This window comes from Polyangium mundeleinium (genome assembly GCF_028369105.1).
GTDB lineage: Bacteria > Myxococcota_A > Polyangia > Polyangiales > Polyangiaceae > Polyangium > Polyangium mundeleinium.
Genome location: NZ_JAQNDO010000001.1, coordinates 9,985,565 through 9,999,451 on the forward strand (window position 1 = coordinate 9,985,565; position 13,887 = coordinate 9,999,451).

The 13,887-nt window shown below is 69.7% G+C and carries 15 protein-coding genes; 4 read left to right on the forward strand and 11 right to left on the reverse strand.

Features of this window, described 5'->3' with window-relative positions:
• Positions 1 to 280 precede the first annotated feature (280 nt).
• The 4 genes from POL67_RS39340 to POL67_RS39350 form a co-directional block, all read right to left on the reverse strand.
• On the reverse strand, positions 281 to 592 hold the full coding sequence (locus POL67_RS39340; protein ID WP_271925919.1) for a hypothetical protein: 312 nt from the start codon (positions 590 to 592) through the stop codon (positions 281 to 283).
• Between the two features lie 7 nt (positions 593 to 599).
• Entirely contained in the window at positions 600 to 935 is a 336-nt protein-coding gene (locus tag POL67_RS39345) for a DUF5713 family protein (protein WP_271925920.1), read from the reverse strand.
• Positions 936 to 1,071: 136 nt separating this feature from the next.
• Positions 1,072 to 1,392 (reverse strand): HNH endonuclease, encoded by a 321-nt coding sequence (locus POL67_RS54365; RefSeq protein ID WP_373372433.1) that lies wholly within the window; start codon positions 1,390 to 1,392, stop codon positions 1,072 to 1,074.
• Between the two features lie 23 nt (positions 1,393 to 1,415).
• A complete protein-coding gene (locus POL67_RS39350; RefSeq protein WP_271925921.1) occupies positions 1,416 to 1,631 on the reverse strand; it encodes a hypothetical protein in 216 nt (71 codons plus the stop codon).
• Positions 1,632 to 1,838: 207 nt separating this feature from the next.
• Here POL67_RS39350 and POL67_RS39355 point away from each other — a divergent pair, with 207 nt between their 5' ends.
• Complete coding sequence (locus POL67_RS39355) at positions 1,839 to 2,573, forward strand: alpha/beta hydrolase (protein WP_271925922.1); 735 nt, start codon at positions 1,839 to 1,841, stop codon at positions 2,571 to 2,573.
• 46 nt (positions 2,574 to 2,619) lie between these two features.
• The gene (locus POL67_RS39360) at positions 2,620 to 3,171 is read left to right on the forward strand and encodes a hypothetical protein (RefSeq protein ID WP_271925923.1); all 552 of its coding nucleotides are present in this window, start codon (positions 2,620 to 2,622) and stop codon (positions 3,169 to 3,171) included.
• Position 3,172: 1 nt separating this feature from the next.
• Here POL67_RS39360 and POL67_RS39365 read toward each other — a convergent pair whose 3' ends face one another.
• A complete protein-coding gene (locus POL67_RS39365; protein ID WP_271925924.1) occupies positions 3,173 to 3,652 on the reverse strand; it encodes a hypothetical protein in 480 nt (159 codons plus the stop codon).
• A gap of 193 nt (positions 3,653 to 3,845) precedes the next feature.
• Here POL67_RS39365 and POL67_RS39370 point away from each other — a divergent pair, with 193 nt between their 5' ends.
• A complete protein-coding gene (locus POL67_RS39370) occupies positions 3,846 to 4,400 on the forward strand; it encodes a GNAT family N-acetyltransferase (RefSeq protein ID WP_271925926.1) in 555 nt (184 codons plus the stop codon).
• 10 nt (positions 4,401 to 4,410) lie between these two features.
• Here the strand turns inward: POL67_RS39370 and POL67_RS39375 are convergent, their stop codons facing one another.
• The 3 genes from POL67_RS39375 to POL67_RS39385 all read right to left on the reverse strand — a co-directional run bounded on the left by POL67_RS39375 (position 4,411) and on the right by POL67_RS39385 (position 7,604).
• Positions 4,411 to 5,283: a TrmH family RNA methyltransferase gene (locus POL67_RS39375; protein ID WP_271925929.1), complete on the reverse strand. Its 873-nt coding sequence runs from the start codon at positions 5,281 to 5,283 to the stop codon at positions 4,411 to 4,413.
• 22 nt (positions 5,284 to 5,305) lie between these two features.
• Positions 5,306 to 6,502 carry a vWA domain-containing protein gene (locus tag POL67_RS39380; protein ID WP_271925931.1) on the reverse strand — a complete coding sequence of 399 codons (1,197 nt, stop codon included), beginning with the start codon at positions 6,500 to 6,502 and terminating at the stop codon, positions 5,306 to 5,308.
• A 61-nt stretch (positions 6,503 to 6,563) separates the two neighbouring features.
• Positions 6,564 to 7,604: a DUF5005 domain-containing protein gene (locus tag POL67_RS39385; protein ID WP_271925934.1), complete on the reverse strand. Its 1,041-nt coding sequence runs from the start codon at positions 7,602 to 7,604 to the stop codon at positions 6,564 to 6,566.
• Positions 7,605 to 7,710: 106 nt separating this feature from the next.
• Here POL67_RS39385 and POL67_RS39390 point away from each other — a divergent pair, with 106 nt between their 5' ends.
• Entirely contained in the window at positions 7,711 to 8,112 is a 402-nt protein-coding gene (locus POL67_RS39390) for a hypothetical protein (protein WP_271925935.1), read from the forward strand.
• 3 nt (positions 8,113 to 8,115) lie between these two features.
• Here POL67_RS39390 and POL67_RS39395 read toward each other — a convergent pair whose 3' ends face one another.
• The 3 genes from POL67_RS39395 to POL67_RS39405 all read right to left on the reverse strand — a co-directional run bounded on the left by POL67_RS39395 (position 8,116) and on the right by POL67_RS39405 (position 13,500).
• Complete coding sequence (locus POL67_RS39395) at positions 8,116 to 8,568, reverse strand: hypothetical protein (protein WP_271925936.1); 453 nt, start codon at positions 8,566 to 8,568, stop codon at positions 8,116 to 8,118.
• 39 nt (positions 8,569 to 8,607) lie between these two features.
• Positions 8,608 to 9,717: an S-(hydroxymethyl)glutathione dehydrogenase/class III alcohol dehydrogenase gene (locus POL67_RS39400; RefSeq protein WP_271925937.1), complete on the reverse strand. Its 1,110-nt coding sequence runs from the start codon at positions 9,715 to 9,717 to the stop codon at positions 8,608 to 8,610.
• A 108-nt stretch (positions 9,718 to 9,825) separates the two neighbouring features.
• Positions 9,826 to 13,500 (reverse strand): serine/threonine-protein kinase, encoded by a 3,675-nt coding sequence (locus tag POL67_RS39405; protein ID WP_271925939.1) that lies wholly within the window; start codon positions 13,498 to 13,500, stop codon positions 9,826 to 9,828.
• Positions 13,501 to 13,887: the final 387 nt, after the last annotated feature.

A 13,887-nucleotide genomic window follows, 5' to 3' on the forward strand; every position in this document is an offset into this window, starting at 1 on the left:
GCGTCCTTCCAGCTTTCGGCCGCCTCTTTTCCAGCACCGGCGAGGACGACCGGCACGTCGACGTTTTCACCCGGAATCGCACGAAAGCGGAGGAGAAGGGGGTCGGGCATGGGGATTTGCTCCGCGGGGAAGCGTCCTCCCATGGGGCGGGGTGATCAACGGAAAACCGCGCTGTGGGGACCGAGACGAGGTCCGCTCCTGCTGAAATCGACGCGAGGACGGATGTCCGGCGACACGAAACGCACGGGCGCGGCGTCGATCTCGCTGGAATCGTCTCTTGCTACAGGTACCAGTCGACCTCGACCAGCAGGGACTCTTGCACGTCGAACTGTTTCTCCCCCTCGATCGAATCAATGTCCCACGGTTGCGTTGTATCGATGCGAACGACACCTTCGTGCCGCGTGACGACCTCGCAAGCGAGGATGCCCGGTTGTGGGTACTCGCTTTGCTGATCCAGCGCAGCTTCGGTGACGATTGGCACCTTCTGGAGAAACGACCAGCGGCGGCCGTGCGCGTCGATCAAGTGGCACTCGACCCAGCCGGGCTGCGCGTCGTCGGCATATCGCACGATCTGCACCTGGACGCCGATCATGAGCGCGTCACCAATCCCGCGGCGCGAGCGCCTCCTCGATGTCGAATTCATAGCCGTAGGCCTTGAGGATAAAGCCGATGTCCTCCGCGATGGCCTCGCGCGCCATTGTCTCGATCTCGCTCTCCGCTTCGAAAAACTCCTCCTGGAGATCGTTGAACGCCTCGGTCGTGGCGTGCGTGAGCGCGTAGACCGCGTTCCCCTTGGGCGCCTCCTTCTCGATGCGCTCCGCGAGCGCCACGAGGAGCCGCTGCCCCTTTTCGACGAGGTGCTTCGGGTAGTAGTTGTCGTCGATCATCGACTCCAGGAATTTTCGCTGCTTCACAGTGTCATTCTTGATGGTCATCGATCGATTGTCCTGTGCCAGTGGCCATCATGATTCCTCGGAAGACTCCGCCCTCTTGGCCCAAGCGTCCCATCCGCTCAAGGACGCCATCCACGGCGCAAGAGCCATGCGCGCAGCCGAACGCGCCCCTCGTCGTTCATGTCCAGGAGCTGCACCGTCGCGCGCCCCTCGGCCGTCCCCCCTTCCACGGTTCCCTCCGACCCCACGGAAAAGTGGTCCCCCACGAATGCCGCCTCGGGTGATAGAGCGGCACGATGGCGCTGGTCGCGGGGTCAATCGACGCGATGTTCGGCCCCTTCTTCAGGTTGCAGCGAATGCAGCAGAGACACAGGTTGTCCACGCCATCCGATCCCCGATGCTGTCGCCCGATGATGTGGTCGACCTGATGGGGCAGAATCGACGCGCTCTCGGGAAACCGACAGTACTCGCACGCGCCCTGGGCACGCCGCTGGACCATCTCCCGCACGTCGCTGGGAAGCTTCACGATGCTGCGCGCATCGTCCAGAACTCCTCGGCTTGTAGCTTGAGGAGGCTGAGCGTGTCGTTCAGGCGGACGACCTCGGCGTACTCCCGGTACTCTTCAGGCGTGAGGGCGCCCGCGGTGCTCTTCTGCGCGAGCTCTTCGACGCGCGGGGCCAGGTCCCTGCTGACCGCATCGAGCGCCGCTTCGAGCTGCTCCAAGGTTCGCTTTTCCACGCGTTTTTCCCTCGCCGACGTCTGGCTCGTAGCATGCCACCCCTCCGCCGCTGGCACAAGCTCGGCCTGGAATCGGAGACCGTTTGCCCAGGGATGCCACCCCAGCGTCCTCCCGCCGATACCGCCAATCTCCCTGTCCCTCACGCCACGCGCCCTCCCTTCGCCCACCCCCCGCACCCCCTCGAAATCCTGCTACGGTCCCGCCCCATGGAACCCCGCACCTTCGGCCCCCTCCGCGTCCACGTTCGGGGCGGCGACGATCACCGCGGCGGCGGCGACGGCCCCGCGATTCTGCTCTGCCACGGCTTCGGCGCGCCCGGGGAAGACCTCGTCAGCCTCTGCCGCGTCATCGACGCCGGTCGCGGCGTCCGCTGGTTCTTCCCCGAAGCCCCCCTCGAAGTCGAGGTCGGCCCCGGCATGCGCGGACGTGCCTGGTGGGACATCGGCATGGATCGGCTGATGACGCTCCTCATGCGCGGCGACATCGACGGCGCCATGAAGCGCCTCGACGAGGTGCCCGAAGGACTCGCGCCGGCCCGGGATGCGCTCGCGGAGACCGTCGAGGTCCTCGGGAAGGAATACGGCGTGCGGCGGGATCAGCTCGTCGTGGGCGGGTTTTCCCAGGGCGCCATGGTCACGACCGAGCTCGTGACCCACCTCCGCGAGCCTTTCGCCGGCCTCGCCGTGCTCTCGGGGACCCGGCTCGGCGGCGAGCGCTGGCAGGCCGGGCTCGATGCCGTCGGGGAGCGGCTTGCGGCGTTCATCTCGCACGGACGGCGAGATCCGCTCCTGCCTTTCGGGCGCGCCGAGATCCTCCGGGACATGATGACCGCCGCGAAAGCGCGCGTGACGTGGGTGCCGCACGGTGGGGCGCACGAGATCCCCCCGGCCGTCGTGAGCGGGCTCGGGACGTTCGCGCAGGCCCGGCACGGCGGGGCGTAGCTCCCAGGGCTCCCCTTTTCGGGCCCACGGGCGTAGACTCGTTTCCATGCTCCGCCGCTTCCACATCGCCGAGCCTTGCAGCGAACGCTGGGAGTCGATGACGGGGTCGGAAGCGCGGCGACATTGCGGTTCGTGTGACAAACAGGTCGTCGCGCTCGCCGAGCTCACGCCCGACGAGGCCGATCGCCTGATCGCCTCGGCCCGGCCGCATTCGCTCTGCGTGCGGGTGGAGCACGACGAGGAGGGGAACGTCCTCTTCCGCCATCCCGAGCCGAGCCCCCCACCTGCCCGGCGTTTGCCCCGGCTGCGCCTCGCCGTGGGCGCCTCGCTGATCGTCGCCGCCTGCGGCAAGAGCGAGCCCGCGCCCACCGCGACGACCGAGGCCGTGAAGCCCGAGGCCGCCGAGGCGCAAGCGCCGCCCACGCCGCCCCCCTCGCCCGAGGCCGAGGCGCTGCCGAAGACGCCGCCCGAGCCGCCGACCGGCCTGAACCCGCACAAGCACAAGCACGACACAGCCACGGTCCCGGGAAAACCGAACACACGGGTCACGACGGGCTGCGCGTGCGCGCTGGACGATCCGCTCTGTAGTTGCCTCTGATCTACGAGGGTTCGCGCGCGGGCGTTGCGTCCGCGGGCCAGAGCCTGCGGAAGCCGAGGCCGACGATCGTCGCGTCACCGCGCTCGACCAGCGCGCCGAAGCGGCACTTCTCGACGAGCGTGCCCTCGTCCACCCGGCCCTCGTCGAGGTAACGGATCCGCTGGCCCTCGGTCAGCTTGGCGAAGACGCGCGCGTCGGCGGCGATCGCCACGAGGTCCCGCGGGAGCTCGGCGTCGAGCGGGGCCGCCACGGCGCGACGGGTCCGGCGGACCACGTTCTCGTCGACCCACACGTCGAGCTCGTCTCCCCGGACGAACAGGACCACGCCCGTGAGCCGAACGCCGCCCGGCGTGGTGAACGTGACCGCGTCGCCGGCCCCGGGCTCGGTCGAGGCGCGGCCGCCGAGGCGCTTGCGCATGGCGTCGACCGTCGGCGGCGGCGGCTTCGGCGTGAGGACGGGCAGCCCCAATTTCCGGACCATCGAGCCAAACATAACGCGCCCCGCCCGCCGCCGCGATCCCTGTCGCGTGCATCCCCTCCACCGTGACCTCCCCTACGGTTTTCCCACGGAGCACGATTTATTTTACGTGGTCTCACTTTTTTTACGGACGAACGGGTCGTTCGACACATGGAGCTCATTGAGGGGCCTCTGCGGTCCGGTCCCGTAAAACCCCATGCTCGACACGTACGTCCTTCCCGTCTCCCCCGACGAACCCACGACGGTGGCCGAGAGCCTGGCGCTGCTGGAGCACGAGCTCGACGAGGTGCCGGACGCCGTTTTTCCCGGTCTGTCAGGACAGCCACCGGAGCTCGACCCCTGGGAGGTAATCAACATCCTGGAAGTCGACATGCACGCCGGACGGCTCAAAGGTTTTGCCGGGTACGTCGGGGGTTTTCCCGCGGCGCTCTGCCTGGTCGGCGCCCTCGCGGCCTTCGGGCCGGGCGCCTCCACGACGGCGGGGCGGGTGCCCACGGTGGCCTGCCTGCTCGTGGCCCCCCGCTACCAGCGGCTCGGGCTCGGCCGGGTGCTGCTCGCCGAGGCCGAGCGCGCGCTCAGGGCCAAAGGGGTGACGTTCGTGGACGCGTACCCGCCGAAGCCGCGGCCCGGGAAGGAGGCGGGGCTGCTCGCCACGTTCCTGCAGGCGGGGTTCGTCCAGGTGGGGGAAGCTGGAGACCGGCTCCTCGTGCGAAAGACGCTGGGGACGACGCGGGCGCGGAAGGTGGGGTGAGCCGCGGGGGTCAGCGTCGCCGCGGCGGACGCCCCCGCGGCGGGCCCGCGGGCGGACGTGCAGGCGACGCCACGGGCGCCGGGGGCGCGGGCGACGCGGGGGACGGGTTTTTCCCGAGCAGGTTCTCCCGGACAACCTCCGCCAGGAGCACGCTCGCCGCGATCGATACGTTCAGCGACCCGACCGACCCGGCCCCCGGGATCGCCACGAGCGCGTCGCATTGCGCCTTGGCGCGCTCGGACAGACCCTCGCGCTCGTGGCCGAGCACCAGGACCACCGGGCGCTTGAAGGCGAACCCGAACGCGTTCGCCGCGGCGTCGCTCTCGCCGCCCACGATCGTGACGCCCCGGGTGCGCAGGCGCGCGAGGGTGTCGGGCAGGTCCGTGGTACGGGAGAAGTCGAGCTGCTCGGCGCCGCCCTCGGCCACGCGGACGGCGTCGGGCGGGAGGCCGGGGTGCGGGGCCGGCGCGCCGAGGAGCGCGGCGTCGAGGCCGAAAAACGCCGCGCTCCGGACGATCGCGCCAATGTTGTAGGGGTTCCGCACGCGCTCGAGCGCGATGGCCGCCCCGCGCGTGCGGACCAGCATGTCCGCGAGCTCGTTCGTTCCGAGCCACGCCCGCGGCCGCGTATGGAGACAGAGCCCCTCGTGGTTTTTCGTGTGCGCGATCCGCTCGAGTTCGTCGTCGCGCAGCTCGTGGCAGGGGACACGGCGCGCCGCGGCCCAGCGAATCAGGGTCTCGAGGTCGCGGCGCGCCTCGCGGCCGTAGGAGACGGCGAGGACGTCGTCCGGGCGGCGGGCGAAGACGGCGAGGCAGGCGCGCAGGCCGTGGACGATCTCGGGGGCCTGGGCGCCGGGGGCTCGCGGGTCGGGCTTCTGCTTCATGAACGGGATCGGACCTTCCGGATCAGTTCGGCGTGGGCTCCTGGCACCCGAGGACGATATCCAGGTCCATGACCACGCCGTTCTTCAAGCTATCGCACGCCGGGCCGTAGAAGACGACCTGGTTCTTGCCCGCATCGTAGGTCCACCCGTCCGTCTTCGTGTCGTCGCGGCTCACTTCGGTCGTGTTGTCGAAGAAGACGTAGATCTCGCTCGGGTTCGGCGGGACCGTGTCGAGCGTGTACGCGCAGGAGAGCGTCTTCTTGGCGATGGTCGCGAGCGCCATGTCGAGGCTCGCCTGGTCGGAGGCGTCGTAATACGGGTTCGCCCCCGCGGCCGGGACGCCGCCGGCGTTCGCGAACTTGTTCATCTGCGCCGGGTCGATGCCCGCCCCGAAGCCGATCACGAACGTCGGGATGCCGCGCATCTCGAAGAGATTCTTGATCTCCATTTCGGTCGTCGCGTCCGAGCCGCACGTCTCCTTGCCGTCCGTGATGAGCACGGCATAACTGTCGCGATCGGTGTCGTTGAACGCGGGCTCGGTCGTCGATTGCGTGACGGCCGTCTGGATGTTCGTGACGCAGGGCCCGTCCGGGAAGTATTTGTCCGCCTTCGCGAGCGCCGCCGTGAGCAGCTCTTGAATGGGCGTCTCGTTGTCGGGGCCAACCGGGATGGGAATCGCGGCCTGCTGGCAGTTCGGCGTCACGAGGTCGGGAAAAAGCGTGAGGCCGAAGCGGATCTTGCCGGTGTAATCGGTCGTCATCTTGTTGATGGCGGCGACGGCGATGTCCCACTTCGTCACGTTGCCGACGAGCGCCGTCATCGAGCACGATCGATCGAGCACGAGCAGCATGTTCGGCGGGATCGTCTCGACCTTGGCCTCCTGCGCGCCGCAGTCGCCGCCGGGGACACACGTCTTCGTGGCGCCGTCGCACTTCATGCCCGCCGAGCAGTCACTGGCGACGGCGCACGTGCCGGGATCGATACACGTGCCCGCCGCGCTGCACTTCTGCGGCGCAACACAGGCCGGATTGCAGCCGAACGAGCCCGCGCCCGCGGAGCCCGCGCCCACGCCGCCCATCCCGCCCGCGCCATACGTGGCGCCGGCCGCGCCGCCCCCGGACGACGCGCTGGACCCAGCGTCCCCACACGCCGACGCGATCACGAGGCCCATCACGCCCAGGAGGGCAGCCCAAGTCGAAGCGGAAGATCCTTGCAGCATGGATCGAGATTACCCGATCCGTCGCTCCGACGATAGATGGCTCCCGCGCGCGAAGCCGCGATCAGGGCGCGCGCAAGCTCACGCGCACGAATCGGGGGAAATAGAGCGAGGTGTCGGCGAGGAGCGTGGAGAAATCGAGGCTGTTCGAGGCATACGTGACCACGAGATCGGCGCCTTCGAGCTCGGGGTGAGCCTTGCCGGCGTAGACGAGGGTATCCTCGCGGTCGGATTCGGGGGGATGGTAGAACGTTTCGAGGTCGGAAAAGGGGCCGCGGAGGTCGTTTGCCGTGCGAAGCGCGAGATCGGAGGCGCCGAAGCCCTCGGCCTGCACTTCGATCCACAGGTCGCGCACGCGGTCGTGGTGCACCGTCAGCTCGGTTTGCCCGTCCTCGAAGGCGAGGCCGAGCGATTCGGGCTTGGTGAAATCGATCTCGCCCGACGCAGGCAGGGGAAACCGCGTCAGGTGGATGTCGTGCCCCTCGGACTCCTGCGCGCCAAAGGCGTAAAGGTGATCGTCGTGCACGAGCACGCTCGCGGAGCCGACGATGACGCCCGCGTCGTTCGAGGGCATTTCGAGCTCCTTCATCACCCATACGGGCGGCGCGTCGTCGGGGTTCTCGACGACGAAGACGTCAGCATCGAACACCTCGAAGCCGAGGCCGCCGCTCGCCGCGCGGACAGCCATCATGAACAGATAGAGTTTGTCGCCGATGCGCTCGCCGTCGCCGGGCCAATACCAGATGTCGTCTTTTTCGGAGAAAAAGGAGGCCGGCTCGGCCTCCGGGCCCTTCCAGAAAAATTCGATCGAGGCCTCGCTCGGGTCGTACCCATTCTGGATGGCGACGCTGTTTCGCACGAGACGCGATTCGCCGCGGACATGCGCATCACTCGTAGCAATGAAGCTGTCGCCGAAGAGCCAGAGCACACGGCCGCCGCCGAGGTCGACCGAATAGGCGTCGTCGGCGCCGAGCCAGCGGGGCTCGACGTGGAACAGAGCGTCGGCCTCGGGCCAGGCCGTCGCAGTCGCCTCGATCGCCGGCGCTTCGCCACAACCGACGAAAAGCGCGCCAGCGAGGAAGATTGCACCCCGACGGTTCCCCATGCCACCCATCCTCTACATTTACCAGCGTTGTATGGGCCTTGCACAGGTGGTAGCGTGGCGTACCGTGGATCCCTTCGATCGTCCGACGCCGAGCTGGGACGTGGGAATGAACTCGGTCCGACTGGAGCGGCCGGATCTCATCCATGTCGTCTTCCGTGGGCCAAACGAGCTGCAGGACATCCTGGAGATGCAGCGGATCCTGTTCGCGGTCGGCGACCGGTTCGGCCCCGTCGATTTGCTCCTCGGTCTCGGCGAGCTCGAATCGCTCGGCGCAGGCGCGCGCGGGGCCTGGGCGCGGGTAAGCCGAGCCTATCCCTTTCGGAATGGCTTCGCCTACGGCGCGAACTTCGGCATTCGCACGCTCGTGCACACCACGCACCGGGCAGGGCGCATCATCTCGCCTGCGTTTTTCCGGTGGGATATCTCTTTCTTCCCGACCGAGGCCGCCGCCCGCGCCCATATCGAGGCGAAGCGCGTCCCGGCAGAGGGCCCCGGCCTCAACCCCTGAGCCTCACCCCGAGGAGGGCGTGAATTCGAGCGTCTCGACGACGACGCGGCCGGGGGCGCGCAGGTCCATCGCGGTGACGGGTTGTTTTTGCGAGACGAGGTCGCTGATCTGGCGCGCGATGGGGTCGGATTCGAGGGCGCGATCCGAGAAGACGACGAAGATCTTCACTTTGCCTTCGCGGGGTGGAATTCGAAAGACGTTGGCTGCGATGGGCTCGCCGGCCGGGCAATCGGGCGAGAGCTTGTCCTCGAGCATCGTGAGGTGACGGATGGGCCCGCCTTCGGCGATGGTGAAGACGAGGCAATAAGGGGGCTGCCCCGCGGTCGGCAGGAGCTCGATCTGGGCCGGGCCTTTCTGGACGAGCGTCACGCGCTGGGACGGCGGTTGTGGCGGCGCCGCTTTCTCGCAACCGGCGAGGGCGAGCAGCGAGGCCAGGGCGAGGATGGGTCCCCTCATGCGCGAGGGTTTACCCCGCCCCGGCTGCGGACGCAAAGATCAGAAGGTGACGACGGTCCGGATCGACTTGCCTGAGTGCATGAGATCGAACGACTCGTTGATCTTGTCGATCGGGAGCACGTACGTGATCAGGTCGTCGATGTTGATCTTCTTGTCCATGTACCAGTCGACGATCTTCGGCACGTCCGTGCGCCCGCGGGCGCCGCCGAACGCGCTGCCCTTCCAGACGCGGCCCGTGACGAGCTGGAACGGGCGCGTCGCGATCTCCTGGCCCGCGGCGGCCACGCCGATGATGACGCTCACGCCCCAGCCCTTGTGGCAACATTCGAGCGCCTGGCGCATCACCGACACGCTGCCGACGCATTCGAAGGAGTAATCGGCGCCGCCGTCCGTGAGGTTCACGAGGTAGGGCACGAGGTCGCCCTGCACCTCGCTCGGATTGACGAAATGGGTCATTCCGAACTTCTCGCCCATCTCCTTGCGCGCCGGGTTCAGGTCGACGCCGACGATCATGTTCGCGCCGGCCATCTTCGCGCCCTGAATGACGTTCAGGCCGATGCCGCCGAGGCCGAAGACCACGACGTTGTCGCCGGGCTGGACCTTCGCCGTGTAAATGACCGCGCCGAGGCCCGTGGTCACGCCGCAGCCGATGTAACAGACCTTGTCGAACGGCGCGTCCTCGCGGATCTTCGCGACCGAGATCTCGGGCAATACGGTGTAATTCGCGAACGTGGACGTGCCCATGTAATGGTACACGGGCTCTTTACCAATCTTGAAGCGGCTCGTGCCGTCCGGCATGACGCCTTTGCCCTGCGTCGCGCGGATGGCCTGGCAGAGGTTCGTCTTGCGCGAGAGGCAGAATTTGCACTGACGGCATTCGGGCGTGTAGAGCGGGATGACGTGATCGCCCTTCTTGACGCTCTTCACGCCGGGGCCGACGTCGACGATGACGCCCGCGCCCTCGTGCCCCAAAATCGAGGGGAAGATGCCCTCGGAGTCCTTGCCCGAGAGCGTGTAATCGTCGGTATGGCAAACACCGGTCGCCTTGATCTCGACGAGGACCTCCCCTTCCTTGGGGCCCTCCAGATCAACTTCCTCGATGCTCAGCGGCGCGTTGGGTCGGTGCGCAACCGCGGCTTTGATCTTCATGGTCTCGTCCTCCGGCCTCGAACAACGCGGGCTTCCCGGCGCCCGCGCGCGCATCGTAGCGACGGGGCCTTTCGCCGTCACACGAAAAATTGTCGCGGATACCCCCGCTCACGCGCTCGTATCGTCGTCGAGCGAAGCACTTTCGGCCACGCCCCACGCACGCGCGAGCTCCACGGTGCGCGCGTTCTCCGGTACCGCTTCGAGAAACCACGCACGCCAGAGCGGATCCCGGATCTTCGCGGCCCGGCCTTCGAGGCGCTCGTACGCCGAGGTGATCGCCTCGCGCGCCTCGGCCTCGAGCCCGAGCGATGCGAGCGCCTCCGCGCGCACGAGGCGCACGAGCGACTCGCCCTCCTCGATGCCGCCGAGCGATTCGAGCAGGCGCATGGCCTCGTCCGCAGGGCCGAGCGCCGCAGCCGCGTCGCCGCGGAAGATCGCGATTTGCCCGAGCACGGCGAGCGCATGCGCGCGGACCGGCGGGTGCGCGGCGAGGAGGTCGATCGCGGCGCGGACCTCCGCCTCGGCCGCGGCGAGATCCCGGCCGGCGAGGCGGATCATGCCGAGGTAGAGGCGCGCATACCCCTCGACGCGGCGATCGCCCTGGCGCGTGGACGTCGTGAGCGCCTCGCGCGCAAACACCTGGGCCGCGGCGAGCTGGCCCTGGCGCGCCAAGGCGAGCGCGAGGTTCAGCTTGGCGTGCGCGACGAGCGCGCCGAGGCCGAGGCGCTCGGCCTGCGCGAGCGCGTCCCGCAAGGACGCCTCGGCCCGCGCGTAATCGCCGAGCTCGTTCGTCGCGGAGCCGACGTTCGCCCGCTGGACGCAGGCGTTGCGCAGGTCGCCGACCGCCTCGAAGCGCACGGCGGCGGCCTCGAACTCGCGCACGCTCGTGCCCGCGTCGCCCGCGAAGAGCGCCCGGAAGGCGCGGGCGCGGTGCACGGAGGCGGCGACTTCAGGGTCGACGGCGACGACACGCCGGTCGAGGGTGTCGAGGGCTTGGAACATGGCCTCCGCGTGGTCGTGGTGGCCGGCCATGAGGAGCTGGAGCGCCGCGCGCGCGACAGCAATGACGTGCGGGGCGCCGGATTCGCCCTCGGCCCCGAGCGCCGAGAGCGCCTCGAAAATGTCCACGAGCGCGGCGTCGTCGCCGAGGTTGCCCGCGGCGAGCACGACCTCCCCCGCGGCGCTGTACCAGAGCGGGCTGCCGACCGGGAGGAGGCCGAGCGCGTCATGCCCGGCCTCGAGCGCAGCCCGATGCTCGCCCTTCCATTTGCGGGCCTGTAATTCGAAGAGCCGGAGCGCGCCGCGGACCTCGCCCGCCGAGGCCGCCGCGATGCCTCGCGCGACCCACGCGAGCACCGCGTCGAAATCACTCGCCTCGAAGGCCGCCTCGGCCGCGAGGCCCGCCCAGGGCACGGCCCGATCGAGCGCGCCAGCGTGGCTGAAATGCTCGGCGAGGACAGCCGGCTCGGCGTCACCCGCGCGCTCGAGCCACGCGCCGACCGCGAGGTGCAGCCGCGCGCGCTCCGCGTCGTCGAGCGAGGCATATGCGACCTCGCGGACGATCCCGTGCCGGAAGGCGTGCTCGTCGCCCCACGGCGTGCGACCGCCGCGACGCACGACCAGCTCGGCCGCGGTGAGCTCGGCGAGGGCCCGGCGCTCGGCTTGCCACGGCTCTGTGCTGCTGGCCGCGCGCGAGGAGGCGCCGCCGGGCAGGACGGAGAGCAAGGGGCCGGGCCAGAAGCGCATGCCGAAGACACTCGCGGCGCGGAGGACGCGCTGCGCCGTGGGCGAGAGGGAGGCGATGGCGCGGCCGACGAGGTCGGGCGTCGGGCCGGAGGGGATCTCCGCTCCCGAGCGCACCGCACGCGTCAGGAGCTCCAGGCGAAGCGGACTGCCGAGGCCCCGTTGCACGATCCGCGTGACGAGCGCGGGCTCCGCGGCCTCGCCGAGGCCATGCCGGACGATGGCGTGCGCCGCGTCGGAGAGCAGGGGCGCGAGGGGCAAGACGCGCGCGCGGCCGGCGGCGAAGGACGGGGGCGCGTCCGTGACGAGCAGGAAAAACGGGCGCGAGGCGAGGCTCGACAGGGCGCCTTCGAAGAGGCCGATGCTCGCCGCATCGGCGCGGGCGAGGTCTTCGAGCACGACGAGGACGGGCCGCGCGTCGCACTCGGCGGCGAGCCAGTCCTCGAACGCGCGGCGGACGTGATCGCCCATGAGCCGCGCGTCCTGCCGCGCCGCGCGAAGCGGCACGCTCGTGTCGTCGGGGAAAGGGACGTCCGTGAGCTCGCCGAGGAACTCGACGACGCGGCCGGCCGACGCGGGCGGGAGGTGCCGCGCGAGGCGATCGAGGAGTTTGTCGCGCCTGACGGAGAGCGAATCCCCATGGCCGAGGCCGGCAGCGTTGCGGACGAGCGCGGCGGCGAGGCCGAAGGCGGCGCCCTGGGCAAGAGGCGCGGCCTCGGCGGTAAAGACGGAGACGGGGCGGACGATGCCCTCGGCGTCGAGCAGGCCGCCGCGCAGATCGAGGGCGCGGACGACCTCGTCGACAAGGCGGGACTTGCCGACGCCCGGCTCGCCCGTGACCACGAGCGCCGAGGGTTTGCCTGTGGAGACAACTGCGCCAAACGCCCGCAACATCTCGTCGATCTCGCGCTCGCGACCGACACACGGCGAGGGCCGGCCGAGGAGCGTGTGCGGGACGAGCGCAGTGTCGTCCTCGGAGCCGGCGAGCGCGAGGGAAGCGCCGGGCAAGACCTGCGTGTGCGGGGCCCCGGCCGAGGCGCTCTGGCGATACCAGGCATCAAGGGGCAACGTGGACGCACCGTCGCCGGGCCGCCGGGCCGCGTCCAAGGTGGGCACGTCGTCGGGGAGCCCGACACCGGTGACCTCGAAGGGATCCTCGATCGGCGTCGCCGCGCCGAGGCGATGGAGGGGCACGCCGCCCTGGACCCAGGCGGTCTCGGCATCGTCGAGCATGGCGATCTCGACGGCGACGGCCGCGCCGTCGGCAGGCCGGTGCGAGGGCTCGTGCGAGAGCATGCGCGCGATGACCTCGTCGAGCGCGGCGGGGGTGTCGGGACGAACGTCGGCCGGGCGCGGCGGCTCGGGGGCGAGCATCTTGGAGAGCAGGACCATGAGGTGCTCAGCCTCGAAGACGGGCCGCCCCGCGAGGCACTCGTAGAGCACACAGCCGAGCGCAAACACGTCAGCGCGAGGATCCACGGTGCGCGCGCCGAGGGCCTGCTCAGGGGCCATGTAGCCCGGAGTTCCGAGCAGGATGCCCCCCGTACGCGTCGCGGGCCGCGTGGCCTGAGGACGCGCGATGCCGAAGTCGAGGATCTTCACCCGGCCGATGTCACGATCCGGGAGGAAGAGGTTGCTCGGCTTGATGTCGCGGTGGACGACGCCACGCGCATGGGCCGCGCCGAGGGCCTCAGCAACACGCACGCCGAGGGTGAGGGTCTCGGCAATGGAGAGGGGACCCCGCCGCAAGCGCTGCGCGAGGTCCTCCCCTTCGAGCCACTCCATCGCAAGGAAGAGCTCACCGGAGGGCGCGGCGCCATGCGCGACATACCGGACGATCCCGGGATGATCGAGCTCGGCGAGGACGTAGCTCTCCCGCGCGAAGTGGCCGGCAAACGGAGCGCCCGCGGCGTGCAGGACCTTGAGCGCGACCCGCGCGCCGGTCGCGTGATCGAGCGCGCGATACACCTCCGCCATCCCGCCTGAGCTGGCGAGCCGCTCGATGGCAAAGCGGCCCCCGAAGATCTCAGCCGGGGTCACGGACGGCAGCCTACCGCTTCAATCCAGGGCGCGTAAAGCGGGCCCCCTGTGGAAGGCGTCGCGCCGGGGTTTCACCCCGGGCCCCGACCAGGGGTTGTCCACCCCTGGACCCGGACCAGCGCAAGCGCTGGACGCGGGGTCGATGAACTGCGCGATGCGCAGTTCATCGAATAGCCAGGTCAAGACCAGCGACGCCCCTGCCGACCAAGACCGCGGCGCTGACGGTTCCACCGGCGACCAGCGACGTACCCGCCGCCAGCTTGAGACGCACCTCCATGGTCTTGCCACCGGCCCGTTGGAAGAACTGCGCACCGCGCAGTTCTTCCACCTTCGGTCCAGGCCGTCCCTGGTTCGGGCCTTTGGGCGAACAGCCCCCGCGGGGTCCGG

What these genes read in the sequence shown, in the direction of transcription:
- POL67_RS39340 (WP_271925919.1), bottom strand. Translation starts at nt 592, where the DNA reads ATGATCGGCGTCCAGGTGCAGATCGTGCGATATGCCGACGACGCGCAG.
- POL67_RS39345 (WP_271925920.1), bottom strand. Translation starts at nt 935, where the DNA reads ATGACCATCAAGAATGACACTGTGAAGCAGCGAAAATTCCTGGAGTCG.
- POL67_RS54365 (WP_373372433.1), bottom strand. Translation starts at nt 1,392, where the DNA reads ATGGTCCAGCGGCGTGCCCAGGGCGCGTGCGAGTACTGTCGGTTTCCC.
- POL67_RS39355 (WP_271925922.1), top strand. Translation starts at nt 1,839, where the DNA reads ATGGAACCCCGCACCTTCGGCCCCCTCCGCGTCCACGTTCGGGGCGGC.
- POL67_RS39360 (WP_271925923.1), top strand. Translation starts at nt 2,620, where the DNA reads ATGCTCCGCCGCTTCCACATCGCCGAGCCTTGCAGCGAACGCTGGGAG.
- POL67_RS39365 (WP_271925924.1), bottom strand. Translation starts at nt 3,652, where the DNA reads ATGGTCCGGAAATTGGGGCTGCCCGTCCTCACGCCGAAGCCGCCGCCG.
- POL67_RS39370 (WP_271925926.1), top strand. Translation starts at nt 3,846, where the DNA reads ATGCTCGACACGTACGTCCTTCCCGTCTCCCCCGACGAACCCACGACG.
- POL67_RS39375 (WP_271925929.1), bottom strand. Translation starts at nt 5,283, where the DNA reads ATGAAGCAGAAGCCCGACCCGCGAGCCCCCGGCGCCCAGGCCCCCGAG.
- POL67_RS39380 (WP_271925931.1), bottom strand. Translation starts at nt 6,502, where the DNA reads ATGCTGCAAGGATCTTCCGCTTCGACTTGGGCTGCCCTCCTGGGCGTG.
- POL67_RS39385 (WP_271925934.1), bottom strand. Translation starts at nt 7,604, where the DNA reads ATGGGGAACCGTCGGGGTGCAATCTTCCTCGCTGGCGCGCTTTTCGTC.
- POL67_RS39390 (WP_271925935.1), top strand. Translation starts at nt 7,711, where the DNA reads ATGAACTCGGTCCGACTGGAGCGGCCGGATCTCATCCATGTCGTCTTC.
- POL67_RS39395 (WP_271925936.1), bottom strand. Translation starts at nt 8,568, where the DNA reads ATGAGGGGACCCATCCTCGCCCTGGCCTCGCTGCTCGCCCTCGCCGGT.
- POL67_RS39400 (WP_271925937.1), bottom strand. Translation starts at nt 9,717, where the DNA reads ATGAAGATCAAAGCCGCGGTTGCGCACCGACCCAACGCGCCGCTGAGC.